Source organism: Shouchella oshimensis, assembly GCF_004375095.1.
In the GTDB taxonomy this organism is placed as follows: domain Bacteria; phylum Bacillota; class Bacilli; order Bacillales; family Bacillaceae_D; genus Shouchella; species Shouchella oshimensis.
Genome location: NZ_SNUX01000002.1, coordinates 812,952 through 832,505, shown reverse-complemented (window position 1 = coordinate 832,505; position 19,554 = coordinate 812,952). Strand labels below are relative to the sequence as shown.

Below are 19,554 nucleotides of genomic sequence, written 5' to 3'. Positions count from 1 at the left end.
TTGCCCCCTACCTTACAATCTGTTTTCCTTTTAAGTAGTTCACCAGTTTTTCTACCGACTGTTCAATCGTTTCATTTGCTGTGTCTACAATAATTTCTGGTTGACTCGGTGCTTCATAAGGGGAGCTAATGCCTGTAAAGTATGGTATTTCTCCTGCCCTTGCTTTTTTATATAAGCCTTTTACATCTCGCTTTTCACACTCTTCTAAATCACATTTGACATACACTTCAATAAATTCATTTTCAGCGAAACGCTCCCGCACACGCTGACGGTCGTTTTCAAATGGCGAAATAAAAGCTGTGGATACAATCGTGCCTGCATCAACAAACAATTTACTCACTTCACCGATACGACGGATATTTTCCACTCTATCTGCATCAGTGAATCCTAAATCTTGATTCAGTCCTTGGCGAATGTTATCACCGTCTAACACATAGCTGTTTAGATGATTGTTATACAGCACTTGATCAAGAGCATTTGCTAATGTCGATTTTCCTGATCCTGATAAGCCAGTGAACCAAAGTAAACAGCTTTTATGATTGTTTTTCGCTTGGCGGTCTGCTTTTGTAATCGTTGCTTCGTGCCAAACAAGATTGTCAACCGATTTACTCATGCACCTGCCTCCTGTTGCCCACGAATTAAAATTTCAACGACTTCTTTCCGACTAAATTCCGCCGGTGGCAGCTCTCCGTTTGCTAGCATCTCACGAACCTTCGTACCAGATAGAATGACATGCTGAGTTGGCTCATGTGGACATGTTTTAGACGAAGCCATATTGCCACATGCTTTGCAGAAGAAACTATGCTCAAAGAAAAGAGGTTTAATGCCTAGTTCGTCAGGCTGAAACTCCTTAAAAATTTCCTGCGCGTCATATGTTCCATAATAATTTCCAACACCAGCATGATCACGTCCAACGATGAAATGGGTGCAGCCGTAATTTTTTCGAACGAGGGCGTGGAAGATTGCTTCTCTTGGTCCAGCGTACCGCATTGCCGCTGGAAAAACAGACAAATGAACACGCTCTTCAGGATAGTAATTTGCTAGTAAGACCTCGTAACTTTCCATTCTAACGTCTGCTGGAATATCTCCTGCCTTTGTTTCACCAACAAGTGGATTTAAAAATAACCCATCCACCGTTTCTAGTGCTGCTTTTTGTATGTATTCATGGGCGCGGTGAACCGGGTTGCGCGTTTGGAAGCCAACAACGGTTTTCCAACCCTTTTCGGCAAACTGTTTTCGGGTTTCTGCTGGATCTAGATAATATGAACCAAACTGTTCGCGTTCTAATCGCTTTATTAGTACAATATCGCCACCGACGTACACACTCGGTCTAGAAAAGAGCTTTGCAACACCTGGATGCTCAGTGTCCTCGGTTCGGTACACATGTTTCGCTTCTCGCTTTTTATCAGGTTGATAGATGGTTTCAATCGTAATCACACCATAAACGTCGCCTTTATAGACAAGCTTTGCTTTCGTATGATGTTTCAATGCTTCGGCTTTTTGTTGATCAACTGGTAATGTGATAGGGATGCTCCATGGCTCTCCATTCACTAAGCGCATACTCTCAACAACTGCATGATAGTCCTCTTCATTTAAAAAACCCGTTAATGGAGAAAACCCACCAATCCCAATTAACTCCAAGTCCGATAAAGCAAAAGCATCCAGCTCAATCTCTGCCTCTATCCCTTTTATTGTGTAAGTCGGCTCGTATAACTGTACAAGTTCCTTCTCTTTTACTACCATTATTCTTCCCCTTTCGTCGGTGCGTGTAGCCCACATTCTGTCTTTTGATTGCCTTGCCAACGCCCGCTTCGATTATCCTCACCTGGCATAACCGGCTTCGTACAATAAGTGCAGCCAATACTTGGATAATGCTGGTCATGAAGCGGATTGTACGGAAGCTTGTGGAGCTCAATGTACATCCAAATTTCCTCTTCCGTCCAATGGATAAGTGGGCAAATTTTCACTTTTTTAAATCGATTATCTTGATTAATAAATTCAGTGTTCGCTCTTGTGGGTGACTGCTCTCTACGTAAGCCAGACAGCCACGCATCAAACGGTGCCATCTCACGCTCTAGCACGTCTAGTTTTCGAATTTGACAACATTGATCAGGGTTGGTTAACCAAAGCTTCGATCCAAATTGGTTCTCCTGCTCTTCTGGGGTAAGAGAGGATTTTGCTAACTTAATTTGCATATGAGGATACCGTTGCTTTACTTTTTCAATAAGTTCATACGTTTCTTTAAAATGAAAGTCTGTATCTAAAAATAGGATCTGTGCGTCTTTTTGAACTTTGGACAGTAAATCTAGCATGACCATTGCTTCTGCTCCAAAACTACACGCATAAACAAGGTTTTTTCCATAAGTTTGGTGAGCAAAACGTAAAATATCGATACTATCCCGACTCTTTAACTTCGAATTCAGCACCGCATAGTCCTCACCTTGCATTTCTTTATAGAGATAGCTCAATCGTGCTCCTCCTTCTCTTCCATTCGCATTATTCCGATAATCCCTTGTAATTTAATATGATTTAAGAAAATTCTACTCTTGATTAAATAGACTGTCAACTACTTATTTTCTAATAATTCTTTCTGTAAGCTGACTGTTTTTTTCCTATGCAAGTGAAACAGCGAGCAGCTTTTAGCGCCTCTCCTTCAGACCGATGTTGGAGAGCTCCTCCTGTTAGTAAAAGAAGATGTTCTTCAAGAAGTGTGTAGGGAGTTCAATCACTCAAATGTTTAATCTTGTTAAAGAACGGTTACACACAGGATAAGTCATCGTTCCTACTCGGTAGGATGAACGATAAAAAGGAGAGATACTCTATGGCCTCAACAATTGGTTCAACAGCAAAAACAACAGGACAAATAGAACAGGAACAACAGAATACGCAACAAGAAAATCGTAATCATTTAACGTACGATGATGAAGTCATAAAAAAAATTGCCGCATTAGCAACCATTGAAACAGACGGTATTCTCGGTATGAGCGGAAGCTTCTTCCAAGGAATGAAAGAGACATTCGGCAGAGAAGAAAGTATTACAAAAGGCATTCGCGCAGACGTCGGTGAAAAGCAAGTCGCTATTGACCTTGAAGTATATGTTGAGTACGGGAAGAGCATTCCAGCTATTTATAAGGATATTAAAGAGAGTGTAGCAAGAAATATTCACCAAATGACTGGATTAGAGCTTGTTGAATTCAATATGAATGTAGACGATGTTTTTACACGTGAAGAATTTGAAGATAACCGTTCAAGTTCAAAATCTCGACCAGATTCAAACCGAGTTGAATAAAGCGCATAACAAAAAAGCTGTTTTTAGCAGGAACTCACCTACTAAAACAGCTTTTTTACTCTTTTCTTACTCAAGCTTTCCTTCTTTCCAACGAACTCTTACTAGATAAAGGGCTGGAACAACAAATAACGTTAATATCGCTGAAAATAATGCACCCGACACAATGGTAATACCTAGTGGTTGAAACAACGTACTGTTTCCAAACGCAATTGGGATTAAACCAGCAATTGTTACAAGCGAGGTTAATACAATCGGTCGAAACCGTTGTTCCGCTGCAAGCATCACCGCTTCTTTAGGTAGAAGCCCCTCTTTTCTTCGCTGTTCAATAAATTCAATGAGCACAATCCCGTTTCGAACCACAATTCCAGCTAGACTAACGCCACCCATCAACGACATAAAGCCTAAACCTGTTTGTGTTAGAAACAGCCCAATCATCGCTCCTGAAAAAGCCAAATACACTGCACTAAGAACAATGAACGGAATCGTTAATGAATAAAATTGAATGACCATCGCTATCAGAATAAGAAAGACTACAATAAGAAAAATTTGGCCAATCTGTACAAAAACTTCCGTCCGCTCAGACGTTTCCCCACCGATCTGCACACTGTAGTCACTTTCTTCTAACGCAAGTAGCTCGTCTTCAACTTCTGCAATAATATCATCAGCTGATTGATTCTCTGCTGGAAAAGCACGAACGGTAACGGTGCGCTCTCCTTGTTGACGAGGAATTCGTGGTTGGATCTCTTCCTCTGAGAGAGAAACAACGTCAGCTAACGGAACTCGGTTTCCTGTTTCACCAGCTATCGTTACCGTCCCAAGTAGTTCACGCTCATCCCCTTCAATGACAAGACGCCAATCAAGCAACTCTCCGTCTTCATCAAATGTTCCAAGCGGAATGCCTTCGCCGAGTACTGCCAACGACTGAGAAAGCTCATCACTTGTTAATCCATTCTCCTCCATTGCCTCTCGATTTAATTCAACTACATACGATTGAACGGGATTCCCAATGGTATCATCTACGTTTAACACGCCGTCTACATTCAGTAAAAGCTCCTTAGCCTCGGCACTTTTCATCATTAATTCATCAATAGATGGTCCACTAATGTCAATCGCAATGGGTGCACCTACTGGAGGACCAGATTCAATAATGGATACCTCGTACGTTTCAATAACAGAAAAAGCTTCAGGTAACGTCTCGCTCCACAGATCCATTGCTGTTCTTGCTTCAATCTCTTCTTTATCAATGAACACTAGGAAGTTTGCTAGGTTTTGACTTTCTTCGCTGCCACCATTGGCGTTAAACAAACGTGGGATGGATGTTCCTGAATAGGTAGATACAGACCGAACAAAGTCATGCTGACCTAACCAACTAGCAATGGCTTCCGCCTCTTCCTCTGTTTGTGCAAGTGGTGTACCATCAGCTAACGTCGTCTCAACAAACACCTCTTCTCGATCAGAATCTGGGAAGAACTCAATTGGAATCCATGGGATAAGAGCATATGCAGCTGTCCCAACAATTAAACCCGTGAAAGCAACAATAAAGGGATGGTTTACAACGCCTTTCATTAATTTTCGCCCATACCAGTTTCCACCTTTTTCTAAAAGTGGTCCTGCAAGACCTGCTGATCGCCCATCTTGCTTTGTTGGCTTTCGTCTCTCCTTCCATACACGATAAACAGGGACACCGACTAAGCCAACAGCCGTCGATGCAACGATGGCACTAATAACAACAACAGGTAGCGGACGAATAAATTCACCTGCTCCACTTGGTAAGAATAAAATCGGAAAGAATGTAAACACCACAATAATGGTTGACGTAATAACAGAACCGAGTACTTCTGTCGTTCCTTTTCTCGCTGCCTCTTTTGCTGGTTTTCCTAGCCTTAATTGACGCTCAATATTATCATTAACGACAATGGCATCGTCGACTAAGATAGCTAACACAAGGATATAGGCAATTAACGAAATTTGATTCAAATCAACATTTGCAAATGGTAGTGCCAGTGAGCCAATGCTAAGCGATACTGGAACGGCAATCGCCACACTAATCGCAGACCCTATTCGCAAGCCTAATGAACACACAATGAGAACAGCTAGAAAAGCAAATCCAAATGACCACGCTAAATCTGCAAAAAGCTCTGATACGAGGTCACTTTGGGAATATAACAGCTCCATTTCTGCTCCCGCGGGTAACTCGCTTTCGAGTTCATCAACGTACCCGTTGAGTTCATTTTGTGCGGCAGGTACACTACTGCCTGACTGTAACGTAAACGTTAATGACAACGCTTGCTCCCCATTAAATTGGACAGCTTCTTCACGTGCTTTATAGCTTTTTTCCATTACTCCAACATCTTGCAGTCGAACGATATTGCCTTCTTCATCTACACCAACAGGCAGATTATTAAAGGAAGACACATCCTGATAGGTCTCCATATTAACAGGAACGATGGCCCCTTCTGTCTCCCATTCGCCTATCGGTGATGTATTTTCTTCACCTTGCAAGACTCCAAGTACTTGTGCGTATGAAAGGTTATTTTCTTCCATTGCTTCCGCATCGAGCCTAACCGCTATTTCTTTCTCCACGACTCCCTGTACGTCAACACCTGTTATATCAACAAGTGATGACAGCTTTTCTTCATACAGATCAATGAGCTGTATGAGCTCATCCATGTCTACATCGTCATTATAGGTTATTTGATATGTAGCGAGCCCTTGATCCCCTAAATCTGTTTCTACCTCAGGATTTAAAGCATCGTCTGGTAACGTAGAAGAGAGCCCATTTACTTTTTGAGATACGTCATTCCAAATAGTCGATTCTTTTCCGACACTTTCGTCGAGTTCAACCGTAATAAGAGATAAGCTAGGCGCAGAAACCGATTCATAGGAAGTGATTTCTTCATACTCGCTTAAAATACCTTCAATTTGACTTGTAATTTGCAGCTCCACTTCTTCTGATGAAGCACCAGGGTAAGCGGTTATAATTTGACCAATTGGTGGTTCAAATTCTGGTATTTCCCGTTGTGAAAGCTGTGTAAAGCTAATCGCTCCGACAATCGTTAGCATGGTAAAGAATAAGACCGTTAGCTTTGGTCGATCAATAATCCAGCGCATACATTCCCTCTTTTCTAAGTAAGTATCACCACTTCATACCCTTTATAGGAGCTTGAAAAACATCCTATTTGCTAAATATCCAACAATCACCATTGTATAACGAACGCACATTCGTCTATAATAAAAAGAAAAAGACGAAAGGACGTTCGCTATGCGTAAAGAAGAATTGTTCGTTAAACGAGGAAATTTGCTTTGGGAAGGCAGTCGGATGATGCTGCCAGAGCACAAAGAAGGATGGCTTAAACTACAACAACAGGAAAGCTATATTCCACTACATGAGCCGTTATCCGAAGACAGCTGGCAGGAGCTAGGTGAAATCATTATGGATGCGATTAGGCAACAGTACGACACTACCGTAACATTCTGGCATGATGGTCGTTACCACTCACTAGATGGAAAGGTCACAAAGTACGATGATTTGAACAAGCGCATTAAACTCCTTTTATCAGACGACTACGAATGGTTAAACCTTCGTATGATCAAAGATGTTTGTCGAAAACATTAACCTCTATTTGACTGTTATGATGGAAGACAGTCGCTTTATGTCGAACTTCGATTAAGCACAAAAAATAAGTATATATAGTGTGAGATTATATTGATAAACACTATATATTGTGATAAATTACATGTATACAAGCAGAATCCTAAAACAAAGGGGAGCCTCGTCATGTTACAGCAACTATCCGATGATCTTCTTCTAGAAGCATATGATCGTGCGATCCAACATTGTTTGAATGCTGACTTTATTTCCATTATTAAACAAGAACTTCGGCGTCGAGGACTCCTGAAACATATACATATGAAAAAAGATCGTTCTTAGTAGTAGAACGATCTTCTTTGCCTACCCTTTTATGTGGTAGGCTTTTTATAACTTTAATTCTTTTTCCATAAACGCCATAAGCGAACGAATCATGTCTTCTGAGAAATCAAACGCTATTCCTGCTGCTTTATAGACATCCGTTAATGACGTTGAACTGCCTAGGGCAAGCGCGGCTTTATACCGTTTTAATGTCTCTTCTGGGTGTTCTTTATATTGCTTGTATAGCTGCATGGCTCCAAGCTGGGCAATAACATATTCAATATAATAAAATGGCACTTCAAAAATATGAAGCACGCTAAGCCATTGAGTTTCTTGCCACTTTTCATAACCAGACCAATCAACGACATTCGACTGAAGTTTTGTCAGCAACTCACGATACTTCTTGTTGCGCTCTTCCTTTGAATGGTTCGGGTGTTCATACAGCCAATGTTGAAACGAATCAATCACCATTCCAATTGGTAAGAACGTTACAATTGATTCTAACTGCTTCTGTTTGGCACGCTCATACTCTTCCTGGTTCTCATAGTAAACATCCCAGAACGGCAACGTAAATAATTCCATAGACATACTTGCGAGTTCACTTGATTCCATCGGCGTATCACGATAAGCCGCTAACGAAAGCTCTTTCTTCCTATCGTTATGAATGCAATGCCCCATTTCATGGATAAGGGTAATCATATCCTCATGCTGGTTCGCATGATTCATAAAAATAACAGAAAGCTGCGAAAGTGGCAGTGACGAACAGAACCCACCTGGCGACTTCCCTTTCCTGCTTTCAAGATCAAGCGTGTTTCCTTCTTTAAGCTGAGAAAGAAGCTGACCAAAAGAAGGGTCAAGCTGATTTAACACTTTTTCTGTCTTTGAAATAAGCTCTTCTGTTGTGTCAAATGGTTTTAACGGCTCTTCACCAGGCTTGATAGCGCTACGATCCCATGGTAAATACGAATCTAACCCTAATCCTTGCTGATGGCGCTTATGAATTTTTTCAACAACCGGCTTCACATACGTCGCCACATTCTCTGCTAAGCGTTTGCAATCCGCTGGTGTGTAATCAAACCGATCATATTTCTGAAACATATAATCTGCAAAATTCGTAAACCCAGCATTTTCAGCCTTTTTCTGCCTAAGTTGAATAAGCTCTGATAAAATTTCCTGCAAAGGCTCTTCTTTTTTTATGTAAGCCTCACGTAATTTTGTCATAGCACGTTTTCGTTGATCACGGTCAACACTTTCAGCATAAGCAGCTAATTGAGGAAGGGTTAGTTCTTTTCCATCCCAATCAGCGGTTATTGATCCAGTATGTTCAAAATAGGTAGTGGCTAGTTGATCTTCTTCTACCTCTAGCTGAATTGTTGCTTCTTGAAATAATGCCTGTGCACTTTTTCTTCTTTTTACTAAGTAGCCATACTGTTCTTCTGGTAATTGAGCTAAAACGTTTGATGAGAGAAACGCATCATCTAATAAAGCGGAATATTTCTTTACAATTGGCAACACAACTTGCTGATCATGCTCAAATACACGCTTTGCTTCCTTAGAGTCGTTATAACTATTAAATTCAACATAATGACCTGTCATCATTTCTTCCAGTTCATCGGATAAGTCCGATTCCTTTTGGAGAAATACTTCCACCTGCTCCACTGAATCAAGCGGAATGTTCAACAACTCGTTGTACCGTGCTTCAAGCTTATCCGTCTCTTCAAGTGAAAAAGGTTCCTTATAAAAGGTTGCCATCGTCTACCAACTCCTTTCCACCCATTTTAGCATTCATACAGAGCAGGGACTAGTTCAAGGCATTGCTACTTATTACGTTTTTAAAAATGAAGGAGCGTTATTTGTTGATCGAAACGCAAAGTCCTTTTATGATGAACTCAAGACGAGGATAAAAGAAGGAGTAGGGCACATGTTAAAACCTGTTTCAAAAGCTTCATGGCATACCTATCCAAGTATGGTAGCTGTCATAACGAGTCAATCAAATGATCAAGTCAATGTAATGGCATCAGGCTGGCACACCTTTATGGGAACAAACCCGGGACATTATGGGTTCGCTTTACGAAAAGAAGCGTTTACATATGAGCTAATCTCACAAAGTAAAACCTTTGCAGTACAGTTTCTCCCGAGCGAATATTCCCAGTGGATTCAACTTAGTGGAACATATAGTGGCAGAGAACAGAACAAATTTGATCTTTTTAATATTCCTTACCACTTAAGTGAGTTGTGTGCTGTTCCTATTATTAAAGAAGCTTATTTTGCTTATGAATGCAACGTAGTAGGCGAGCATACCTATGGTACTCATGAATGGATTGTCGGTGAAGTCATACAAAGCTATCGACATGAGCAGGCATTTACTTCAAGCAATACAATCGACTTTGAGCAACTATCGATTCCAATGTATATTGGACGATCTGAATATCGAGCGCTTACAAAAGAGGCACCCCAAATGCTCCATCAACCACCCAATCATTTGTAGCCAATACAGGACGCCTTCAGAAAGAACGATTTAAACAACTTACATAATAAAAATCTACTTACTTTGACAAACGCACTCTCTTGGATCTCTACCTTTATTCCAAGAGGGTCTCAGTCAAGACGATTAATTTATGTCTCCTAGATAAACAATCGTTTTTTTATGATTGTGGTACTCAATGAGATAACTTCTCAAACTTTTAGGGTATATCCTATATTCAAGCAACGCATCTATAGGGAGCCATTCTATACCGACTTGATTTTTGTCTGGTTGAGTAGGTGCTTGATCACGACACTCCTTTACTGCATGACACAAAAAATAATAGTCAACTTGATGGACGTTGGAATCAAATGCAGCATATTCGTGATTCTTCCCGATGTATTCACGGATGTGAAGGAGTTCTTTCACATCTACTTCTTTCCCGACCTCTTCTAAAAACTCTCTTTTTAAGGTGTTATGCAGCGGTTCACCCCACTCCTGTCCACCTCCAGGAAAAAGATAAAAATCCCCTTCAGCATCTCGGTTTTTTGTTACTAAGATCTTATCTTCGCTAATCATAATTCCTTTTGCTGAATTTCTAATACCCATGAGCACCTTTCCTTTCCATCCACTAGTAAAAAATGCTTTCCGATTTATGATTATTCATGAAACGAAGTCGCACTTAGTTCTTTTCTCATTTTAAAATTTGTTAGATTCACACCTTTTCGTTCAACGGTTTGTTGGCGAACAGTCACGTAGCCTCTATGTGTAAAAAATACCTTTGCTGTTATACTAGACTCTGTTTCAATTGCTTGCAGCTTTAATCCCTTTGCTTCCCTCTCAAGTTTATCAACTAGTAGAGATGCTATCCCTTGTCTTTGATACTCTTTATGAACAAACAATCGGTTTAAGTAACCCTTAAACGTTAGATCAGCAAAGCCGACGATTCGATCGTTCACTTTTACAACAAACGTTAGGTTTTCATTTAATGACCTTTTCCACAGGTTTATTCTTTCACTTATATCCTCTAATGCCGCCCAAGCCTCTACTTGCTCTCGTGAATAGTCTCTTGCATTAACAGAATGAACGGTTTCATAAAAGAGCGAAACCACTTCCTCTGTATCGTTTTCATGAAATCTCAAGATCCTCATTCTTTGCTCTCCCCCTATGCAACCTTACTGCACGCGATAATAGAAACGTGATTACGTTACTTTTTACTGAGGGCTAATCTCTATTTTTAAACGGAGCAGACGATAGTTTTTTCCATACATACTCCAAAGGTCCCGTTCCTAAATATGTAACAAATAGCTCTGCTGCTACCATCATAACTATTGTTATGAACAACCAACATAGAAGCACAACATAGACAGAAGAAACGGGGGCAAGATTGAAACCCCAACCATAAAACATAAGAGATGCGACAATGTTTTGTAAGATATAACAGCTTAATGCTGTTTTTCCTATAGCTTCAAAACGCTTCATGATCCACGGGACCATCTTTTTATGAAGAACCCAAGCAAACAGTCCAATATATCCTAATGCTAAAACAGGGGCAAAGATATACCTCGTAGCAAGGTCAAAATAACCACCTGACACAAGCGCCAATAAATTTAAGGGTATTCCTATCCCCAAACCATAGATCATTAGTTTCTTACGGATGACTCTTCCACGTTCATTGTTTAAAAAAGCACCTGCGCGATACAAGTGAATGCCAACTAAATACAGTGTGATATTCATAAAAAGAATCAGAATGGCTTCCGCTCGCAATTCTATAAAATGAACCACGCGATAGTGGACTTGTTGCCAATAGGATTGATTCTGATAGACTGAGCTTATCTCTTCACCCATACGCTCCATTTCAAAAAGAAATGAATCATCTTTTAAAATAAAAAACCAGAGAATCGACACCAACACCACACCAAAAAGATGCATGAATCCGGTTATCATCATTATCTTCTTTAGAAGCTTTTCACGCTTACTTATCATGAACGCTACGATTCCTCCTGTGAGGGCGTAACTCATGAGCACATCGTATTCAAAAACAAAAACAAAGTGCAAAAAACCATCAATAAAGAGGAGAGCCATCGTCCATAGATACAACGGTATCCATGGTAATTCGTCTTTTTTTGTTTTACGGTATTTTAACTCTAGGCCTATTCCAAATAAAATTGTCAGCAGACTTAGAAACTTCCCATTTACAAACACAGAAAGAGACGCCTGTAAGAAAGACTGTATATCCTCCCACCAATTTGCGTTTACAAAGACACCAAGAAGATTTCCCGGTTGAGCAAACAACCAACTATTCGTTCCTAATGTGCCAATAATGGCAAAACCTCTTAAGACGTCTATCAAACGAATTCGCTTTTCACTTTGTTCCATCCCTAAGCTCCTTGCACACCGTTTATTTGTACTTCACTCTACACGATGTCGCTGATCTTAGTTTACAAATGTTTCCCTTCATTCCCTATTCATCGATGTCACTTCATTCACATGACAGCTGTCACAACTAGTGTGCATTCAGGAAGAATTTCATTAGCCCTACTTAGATTCATCTTGCATAAAAAACCATCGTCGATGGAATCCTTACCAACAAAATAGACGCTAAAAAGAGTAAAACTTGTTGGGCGTCCCAATGAATCCCACTAAATCCGGCTACAAAAAATAACAAAACGATGCTACTGAAGAGAACGAAATAATTCACCACCATCGATTTTCCTATTATTGTTTTTGCCCGTTCATCCTTTGGGAATAAGTGAGGGGATAGGTAAACCATCAATAGCTGATTCATCCCTAACGCCATTAATGCCACTGCCACCTGCCCCTTAGTAACGTAAAGTTCACTTTACTACACGGTAACATTGAAATCTATGTCCCTACCAAGTTAGTAAACGACAATCAAAAAGACATCCACTATCGAATGTCTTTCTTTTTTTCTCGCCCCACCTTATAACAAATCCGATTCAAGCTTTTTCAAATCACGATTGCCTCCTAAAACAATCAACACATCTCCTGCGCTCAGCATATCGTCCGGCATTGGCGTAATGGTCAGGTTTTCGCCTGATTTTATGCCAAGCACATTACACTTGTAGCGCTTACGTATATTTAATTTCGCCAACGTTTTTCCAGCGATTTTTTTTGTGGCGACAAGTTCGACAATACTGTGATCCACCGAAATTTCCACATAGTCAATGACTTTGTCGGAATCTAAGCTGTGGGCAATGCGTATCCCCATATCTAGCTCCGGATGAATGATGCGATCTGCGCCAATTTTCTCAAGGACGCGATGATGTTGTTGGTTACGTGCTTTTACCCATAACTTCTGAACGCCTAGTTCTTTCAACAAAAGAGTCGTTAAAATACTCTCTTGAATATGATCTCCAATGGCAACAATGACGGCGTCGTAACTTTCCGGCTCAAGAGAGCGCAACGTTTTTTCATGGGTGGTATCAGCGATAATGGCTCGGCTTGTAAATCCGTCTGCATCTTCTACTCGTTCTTCATCTGAATCAACCGCAACAACATCATGCCCATGTTTATAGAGTTCTCTTGATACGCTCGTTCCAAACCGACCGAGACCAATGACTAAAAATTGTTTTTTTCGCAACTCCATCCACTCCTTTCCTTATTATCCAATTAAGATCCGTTCTGTAGAATATTGATACTGTTCTCCTTTTCTATCGCCCTTAAATGAGAATAGGACTGCGATAATTCCCACTCGTCCAATTACCATTAAGACCATTAGTACAACTTGACTTGGTAAGGACAACTCAGATGTGATCCCTAAAGATAAGCCACACGTTCCAAATGCCGAAGCCGTTTCAACTAAGACTTGCAGCAGTGTAACCGGTGTGTCTTGTTCAAAAGTCATAATAAGCAAAATGGCTAGAAACAAAAGACCTGTAAAAATGGATAGCACCACGAATGACTTTTGTTGGTCTTCTTCATGAATTCTCCGGCCAAATACGTGCACATGTTTTTTTCCCATGGCAAAGCTTCGTAATGTAAGGGCCATCACCGCTAATGTCGTTGTTCGGATGCCTCCGCCAACACTTGATGGACTTGCTCCGATCATCATTAATAGCGACATGAATAAGAGAACAGGGATGTGAAATGCAGCTAAATCAACTGTGGATAGACCTGCGCTTCTTGTTGTTGCCGAAAAAAAGACTGCTTGTGATAGCTGTTCGTGCCAGCTTAAAGTAGCAAACGCTAAGTCTCTCTCTAAAAACCAGATCCCAAAGGCTCCAATTACAAACACAAGAAAATACGTCGTTGTCGTTAGTTTCGTAAATAAGCTAAATTTAAATGTGCGTTTTCGGCTCTTTATGTATTCAATACATTCTAAAATAACTGGAAAGCCAATTGAACCCGCAAACACAAGTAAAATGGTTATACATTGCACAAAGTAATCATCCACAAATGGAGCTAGCGATTGACCTGTTACATCAAAACCAGCGTTTGTAAAAGCACTTAACGAGGCAAAGGCACCTTGTAAGTAAGCTTCAAAGGGTTCGTCAAAGAAACGTAAATAGTAGGTCCCTAATATAAGGGCGCCTGCTCCTTCAATACATAGTGCAATAACTATAAGACTGCTCATTAGACGAACAAGACCGGAAAACTGGTTTTGTACTCGGTTTTGGTCGACAATGATCAACAAACGCTGTGAAAGATTAATTCGTCTTCCCAGCATCATCCAAGCAAAAGTGGCAAGTGTCATAATACCAATTCCACCTAGTTGAATAGCAAGCGAGAGAATGAGTATCCCACCCCAGTTAAACGTTTCGACCACATTAATGGTCACTAGGCCCGTTACGCTCACTGCACTAACAGACGTAAATAATGCATCACGATACGTCAACGAAACACCAGGTTCATGAAACATAGGCAAATAAAACAGAACACTAAATACGAACATGGAAAGTAAATAAGCGAAGAGAATTACACGAAAGGGATTACTTTTTTTTCGGTTCATATAGACTCCTCATTTTCGTTCACGATAAAAGATACGTCTTATACTAGGCTTAACCTATCAGGATTGCAATAAAAAATTTCCAATGCCTCTTCTCTTTTTATTTTGTGCTAATTTAATTGTTAGTTTCATAGAGTAAAGTAGAGGAAGGTGATTGTGTTGTGAACGTAGTCCTTAAATGGTTAGGAAGTATTTCTATTATGCTTCTATCCACACTTCTTATTATTAGCATTCTAGCAACAAATCAAACCTGGTATAACCGTGGACTGAATACGATTATATCGCCTTTAGAAGGCGTTGATTTACTCCATTTGATTTCACTTGAAAATCCTATTTTTAAAGAAGCACTCCCTCCTGAATTTAAAGCAAAATCGTTAAGCAACGTTATGGTATCAACCGCAACAAGTTTAGACTTCAGTCATCCTCTCTCATTGCTTTCACAAGGAATTCCAGCTATGGCGGCATTTGATACAACCATTGCTGTTGCGGGACAAGGAACAGATGTTACCAATATGCCAAGAGAAACGTTGCCCCCTGAAGAAGCATTAGCAGAACTCGCAAAAGAACATACAAATGAAGAAGAATCGCCTGAACAAGAATCTGAACATACCGATCCATCTGTTTTCATCTATCATACACACAGCTATGAATCATTTTTACCAGAATTAGGATTAGAAGGTGCCGAAAATGCGGATCAAGCCATTTCCAGCAATCCTGATTTAAACATCATTAACGTTGGGAAACACTTTGCGGACAGGCTCTCCACCCATGGAATTGTTGCTGATGTAGACAAAACCAATATGAATGCCTACATGCAAGAGCGTAGTATGACCAATTATTATTCGGCTTCTCGTCAGATAATCGAGGGTAAACTAGAGACACAGCAATACGATTTACTGCTTGATTTTCATCGCGACTCTGCTCGTCGTGATCTCACAGCAGTGACCATTAACAATGAAACCTTCGCCCGTATTCTTTTCGTTGTCGGTACGGCACACGCGAATTCAGATGCTCAACTAGCTGCCGCAACAGAACTTCATAACCGCATTGAAGAAGCCTATCCCGGCTTAAGTCGTGGCGTATTTACAAAAGACAAATCACAGGGGAATGGTATTTACAATCAAGACTTAGCCAATACTGCTATGCTGATCGAGTTTGGTGGAGTCGATAATACAATGGAAGAAAGCTTACGAAGCGCTGATGCCGTAGCAGATTTGTTAGCTGATTATTACAAAGAGAAGATGGGTGAATAAAAAGAAAGCACGCCGTTTAAAGCGTGCTTTCTTTTGTTATTCTTCTACTTGTTGATGAACGGCGAACGAGCTTATGTCCGACAATTCTAGCTTGAGCATCCAATGGTGGTGAGGCAATTTGTTCCCGAACAAGGGTTGCCGCTTGAAAGCCTAATTCATAAATAAAGATGTCCATCGTTGTTAATGGTGGTGCCGAAAGCTCTGACATGAGTACATTGTTGAAGCTGACGACAGATATATCTTCTGGTACACGGTAACCCATACTCGTTAACATTCGCAAGACACCTAGAGCCATAAGATCATCTGCTACAACAAGAGCTGTCGGTGGTGTTGCTTGCGCCATTAATTCGATAACCGCTTGTTCCCCACCTTCAAACACTTCATCATGATAAACAAAGTACATCGGATTAATATCAATACCAGCTGTCTTTAGTGCTTGCTCGTATCCATGCTTATGATCAAGTGTGACATAAGCATCTTTTCTTCCACCAATAAAGCCAATGCGTTCATGTTTTAATAGCAACACATACTCAGTTAGCATTTTAGCCGCTTTCACATTATCGTTATTTACATAAGAGACAACGTCTGCATAGTCTTCTGGTGGACGACCGATCACAACAAATGGAAATTTCTCTCTAAGTAAGAAAGGAATAATTGGATCAGACGTAGTAGAGTACAATAAGATAATACCGTCAACACGACGGCTATATACCATTTCCTTTACTTCCTCCATAATCCCTTCTTCTGTTTGTCCAGTTGATAAATATAAGCCATATTTATCTTTATTCGCTTGCGCTGTAATACCTCGCAACACCTCTGGAAAAAAAGGATTTTGAAAGGGAGCGTAGGATGCACTTGGCATAATAACACCAATGACATTCGTTTCTTTATTTACGAGATTGCGGGCATGAACATTAGGATAATAACCTAATTCATCCATTATCTCTTTGACTCTCTCTTTTGTTCGTTTACTTATTTTCGGACTATCGGCAATCACCCTAGAAACGGTTGACGGTGCCACGCCTGCTAACTTTGCAACATCTTTAATTGTACTCACTAGACTTCATCCCTTTTATCATTGTCCAGCTGTGACACTTAGTTCTTTGTACGAAACACACGGGCTTCATACGGCTTAAGTGTATCACTCACTTCTGTATCTACGTTTGATAAAACAAGTTCAGCATTCTTAATGGTAGAAAAAGGTTGCTCCTTCTCCGATAAATTAACGACTACATAAAATGTTTCATCTTGACTTGTTCGACTATACGCAACTATATGATCTGCCGTCTTAAGCAGTTGATAGTTTCCATATACTAGTGTATCAAATTGTTTACGAACTTCAATCATTTTCACATAGTAGTGCAAGATGGAGTCTGGGTCGTCCTGCTGACTTTCAATATTAATGGTTTTATAATTCGGGTTTACTTTCATCCACGTTTGATCGGCTGAACTAAAACCCCCGTTTTTTGATGCATTCCATTGCAACGGCGTTCGGGAATTATCACGTCCCGATTCCCAAATCACGTGCATAATGTCTTCATGCGGAACCCCTTTTTCAATTTCTTGTTTATAATAGTTACGCATGGACACGTCATCGTATTCATCAATTGATTCAAATTGAACATTCGTCATTCCAATCTCTTGACCTTGATAAATAAACGGTGTGCCTTTCATGAAGAAATACATGGTACCAAGCGCTTTTGCACAGCGTTTCCAATATTCCTTATCATTTCCCCAAGAAGATACAACCCGAGTCTGATCATGATTTTCAATAAACAAAGCGTTCCAGCCAACACCTTCAAGACCATATTGCCACTTAGACAGTGCTTCTTTCACAGCAGGAACATCTAACTTCTGTTCATTCTCTTTGTTCCATAGTCCAAGATGTTCAAATTGAAACACCATATTAAAAACACCGTTTTGCTCCCCAACCCATGCTGCCACGTCTTCAGGATTTTCCATTCGAACGCCATTTGCTTCACCAACTGTAAAAACATCGTAATGATCAAGTGTGTTTTCTTTCATTTCTTGCAAATAATCATGAATACCTGGACGATTCATATGACCATCGAAGGATTCTACATAGCGCTCTTCATTTGGGTTTGGTAGGTCTGGGAAACCGTCTACTTTTTTAATATGACTAATTGCATCAACACGGAAACCATCAATTCCTTTATCCATCCACCAGTTCATCGTCTCATAAAGAGCTGTGCGCACATCTTTGTTTTCCCAGTTTACATCAGGCTGCTTTGTGGAGAAAATATGCATGTAATATTGCTCTGTTTTTTCGTCCCACTGCCAAGCAGATCCATTAAAGATGGACGCCCAGTTATTCGGCTCACTTCCATCTTCCTTAGCGTCACGCCAAATATACCAGTCTCTTTTTTCACTTTCTTTTGAAGAACGAGATTCTACAAACCATTCGTGCTCATCAGACGTATGATTGATGACAAGATCAATGATAAGCTTCATCCCTCTCGCATGCACTTGCTCTAACAACTCATCAAAGTCAGCCATTGTTCCGAACTCTGCCATAATTTCTTTGTAATTTCGAATGTCATAGCCATTGTCATCATTGGGCGAGTCGTACATTGGACTCATCCAAATAACATCAATTCCCATCCACTGCAAATAATCTAGTTTTTCAATGACACCTCTTAAATCTCCTATTCCGTCTCCATTCGCATCATAGAAACTACGAGGATACACTTGATAGCATACAGCTTCTTTCCACCATTGCTTGGACATGTTAATCGACTCCTATCTACTTTCTCTCTTTGTGTAGAAAAAGGTGCAAAATCATTCTGCACCTTCTTGAATTTTTATTATCCTTTTGTTGCACCTGACGCTAGTCCAGAAATGAGGTAGCGCTGCAAGAATAAGAATACGATGGAAATCGGTACAGCGATTAATACCGCTCCAGCCGCAAATCGGGTAAAGTTTGTTGCAAATTGATCGCTTACGAAATTAAACAAACCGAGTGCTAATGTATAATTTTCCGGACTTCTTAAAACAATTCTAGGTAAAATAAAGTCCATTAAAGGATTCATAAAGTTAAATAAAGCAACAACCGCTAAAATGGGCTTGGCAAGTGGTAAAACAATTTGGAAGAAAATCCGAAAATGCCCTGCACCATCCAGCTTAGCTGATTCATCCAATTCTTTTGGTAATGTATCAAAGTAACCTTTTACTAAGAACGCATTCATCGGTATGGACCCACCAACATAGATAAGGATTAATCCCCATAAACTGTCAAGCAACCCAATTGTATTTAACAATACATAAATGGCTACCATGGCCATAATTACTGGGAAGATTTGCAATACAAGGAACAGATACAAACCGTTTTTCTTGCCGACGAATTGATAGCGTGAAAATGCATAAGCCGTAAAACAAACAACAATAGTTGATAAAATGGATGTAATCGTAGCAACAAACAACGAGTTCATATACCATGTTGTGTATTGACTTTGTTCATCAAAAAATAACCAACGATAGTTTTCTAATGACCAATTTTCCGGTAACAAACTTGCTCCATAGATATTCGTTCCTGGACTAAGGGATAAACCAATCGTCCATAGTAAAGGGTATGCAATAATTACGAACATAAAGAAGATAAACGCATACATAAGAAAGACTTCGATTTTAGACTTTGTTTTAAGATTCATG

General features: G+C 40.1%; 19 protein-coding genes. 5 read left to right on the top strand and 14 right to left on the bottom strand.

The annotated features are described in order from the left end of the window. Window positions 1-7: 7 nt before the first annotated feature. From cysC to E2L03_RS10100, 3 genes are read right to left on the bottom strand one after another with little or no spacing between them, the layout of a single operon-like run. Window positions 8-613 carry an adenylyl-sulfate kinase gene (cysC, locus tag E2L03_RS10110; RefSeq protein ID WP_038477432.1) on the bottom strand — a complete coding sequence of 202 codons (606 nt, stop codon included), beginning with the start codon at window positions 611-613 and terminating at the stop codon, window positions 8-10. Continuing rightward, window positions 610-1,743 (bottom strand): sulfate adenylyltransferase, encoded by a 1,134-nt coding sequence (gene sat, locus E2L03_RS10105; RefSeq protein ID WP_055735619.1) that lies wholly within the window; start codon window positions 1,741-1,743, stop codon window positions 610-612. Before sat ends, cysC begins: the two co-directional genes overlap by 4 nt. Continuing rightward, window positions 1,743-2,447 carry a phosphoadenylyl-sulfate reductase gene (locus E2L03_RS10100; protein WP_038485278.1) on the bottom strand — a complete coding sequence of 235 codons (705 nt, stop codon included), beginning with the start codon at window positions 2,445-2,447 and terminating at the stop codon, window positions 1,743-1,745. The genes sat and E2L03_RS10100 overlap by 1 nt, the downstream gene beginning before the upstream one ends. Before the next feature lie 374 nt (window positions 2,448-2,821). On the opposite strand from E2L03_RS10100, the gene E2L03_RS10095 reads away from it, so the two are divergent. Then, window positions 2,822-3,289, top strand: a complete 468-nt coding sequence (locus E2L03_RS10095; protein WP_134259117.1) for an Asp23/Gls24 family envelope stress response protein — start codon at window positions 2,822-2,824, stop codon at window positions 3,287-3,289. A gap of 66 nt (window positions 3,290-3,355) precedes the next feature. Here the strand turns inward: E2L03_RS10095 and E2L03_RS10090 are convergent, their stop codons facing one another. After that, a complete protein-coding gene (locus E2L03_RS10090) occupies window positions 3,356-6,400 on the bottom strand; it encodes an efflux RND transporter permease subunit (protein ID WP_134259116.1) in 3,045 nt (1,014 codons plus the stop codon). 151 nt (window positions 6,401-6,551) lie between these two features. Between E2L03_RS10090 and E2L03_RS10085 the strand changes: the two genes are divergently transcribed. Then, on the top strand, window positions 6,552-6,905 hold the full coding sequence (locus E2L03_RS10085) for a YolD-like family protein (RefSeq protein WP_038477423.1): 354 nt from the start codon (window positions 6,552-6,554) through the stop codon (window positions 6,903-6,905). Window positions 6,906-7,067: 162 nt separating this feature from the next. Continuing rightward, on the top strand, window positions 7,068-7,220 hold the full coding sequence (sda, locus tag E2L03_RS10080; protein ID WP_078440228.1) for a sporulation histidine kinase inhibitor Sda: 153 nt from the start codon (window positions 7,068-7,070) through the stop codon (window positions 7,218-7,220). Window positions 7,221-7,265: 45 nt separating this feature from the next. On the opposite strand, the gene E2L03_RS10075 is transcribed toward sda, so the two are convergent. Then, window positions 7,266-8,951 carry a M3 family oligoendopeptidase gene (locus E2L03_RS10075; protein WP_134259115.1) on the bottom strand — a complete coding sequence of 562 codons (1,686 nt, stop codon included), beginning with the start codon at window positions 8,949-8,951 and terminating at the stop codon, window positions 7,266-7,268. A 169-nt stretch (window positions 8,952-9,120) separates the two neighbouring features. Here E2L03_RS10075 and E2L03_RS10070 point away from each other — a divergent pair, with 169 nt between their 5' ends. Then, the gene (locus tag E2L03_RS10070) at window positions 9,121-9,687 is read left to right on the top strand and encodes a flavin reductase family protein (protein ID WP_134259114.1); all 567 of its coding nucleotides are present in this window, start codon (window positions 9,121-9,123) and stop codon (window positions 9,685-9,687) included. 123 nt (window positions 9,688-9,810) lie between these two features. Here E2L03_RS10070 and E2L03_RS10065 read toward each other — a convergent pair whose 3' ends face one another. The 6 genes from E2L03_RS10065 to E2L03_RS10040 all read right to left on the bottom strand — a co-directional run bounded on the left by E2L03_RS10065 (window position 9,811) and on the right by E2L03_RS10040 (window position 14,635). Then, window positions 9,811-10,272: an NUDIX domain-containing protein gene (locus E2L03_RS10065; protein ID WP_038477414.1), complete on the bottom strand. Its 462-nt coding sequence runs from the start codon at window positions 10,270-10,272 to the stop codon at window positions 9,811-9,813. 50 nt (window positions 10,273-10,322) lie between these two features. After that, a complete protein-coding gene (locus E2L03_RS10060) occupies window positions 10,323-10,814 on the bottom strand; it encodes a GNAT family N-acetyltransferase (protein ID WP_038477411.1) in 492 nt (163 codons plus the stop codon). Between the two features lie 73 nt (window positions 10,815-10,887). Further along, entirely contained in the window at window positions 10,888-12,042 is a 1,155-nt protein-coding gene (locus tag E2L03_RS10055; RefSeq protein WP_134259113.1) for a DUF418 domain-containing protein, read from the bottom strand. A 169-nt stretch (window positions 12,043-12,211) separates the two neighbouring features. Further along, window positions 12,212-12,478: a hypothetical protein gene (locus E2L03_RS10050; protein ID WP_166740265.1), complete on the bottom strand. Its 267-nt coding sequence runs from the start codon at window positions 12,476-12,478 to the stop codon at window positions 12,212-12,214. A gap of 129 nt (window positions 12,479-12,607) precedes the next feature. Beyond that, on the bottom strand, window positions 12,608-13,273 hold the full coding sequence (locus E2L03_RS10045; protein ID WP_038477398.1) for a potassium channel family protein: 666 nt from the start codon (window positions 13,271-13,273) through the stop codon (window positions 12,608-12,610). 15 nt (window positions 13,274-13,288) lie between these two features. Next, the gene (locus tag E2L03_RS10040) at window positions 13,289-14,635 is read right to left on the bottom strand and encodes a TrkH family potassium uptake protein (RefSeq protein WP_124741494.1); all 1,347 of its coding nucleotides are present in this window, start codon (window positions 14,633-14,635) and stop codon (window positions 13,289-13,291) included. A 158-nt stretch (window positions 14,636-14,793) separates the two neighbouring features. Between E2L03_RS10040 and spoIIP the strand changes: the two genes are divergently transcribed. Further along, window positions 14,794-15,885 carry a stage II sporulation protein P gene (gene spoIIP, locus E2L03_RS10035; protein ID WP_134259111.1) on the top strand — a complete coding sequence of 364 codons (1,092 nt, stop codon included), beginning with the start codon at window positions 14,794-14,796 and terminating at the stop codon, window positions 15,883-15,885. A gap of 16 nt (window positions 15,886-15,901) precedes the next feature. On the opposite strand, the gene E2L03_RS10030 is transcribed toward spoIIP, so the two are convergent. The 3 genes from E2L03_RS10030 to E2L03_RS10020 all read right to left on the bottom strand — a co-directional run bounded on the left by E2L03_RS10030 (window position 15,902) and on the right by E2L03_RS10020 (window position 19,553). Next, window positions 15,902-16,942 carry a LacI family DNA-binding transcriptional regulator gene (locus E2L03_RS10030; protein ID WP_038477393.1) on the bottom strand — a complete coding sequence of 347 codons (1,041 nt, stop codon included), beginning with the start codon at window positions 16,940-16,942 and terminating at the stop codon, window positions 15,902-15,904. Window positions 16,943-16,980: 38 nt separating this feature from the next. Beyond that, a complete protein-coding gene (locus E2L03_RS10025; protein ID WP_134259110.1) occupies window positions 16,981-18,633 on the bottom strand; it encodes a glycoside hydrolase family 13 protein in 1,653 nt (550 codons plus the stop codon). A gap of 77 nt (window positions 18,634-18,710) precedes the next feature. Then, window positions 18,711-19,553 (bottom strand): sugar ABC transporter permease, encoded by an 843-nt coding sequence (locus E2L03_RS10020; RefSeq protein WP_035393052.1) that lies wholly within the window; start codon window positions 19,551-19,553, stop codon window positions 18,711-18,713. Window position 19,554: the final 1 nt, after the last annotated feature.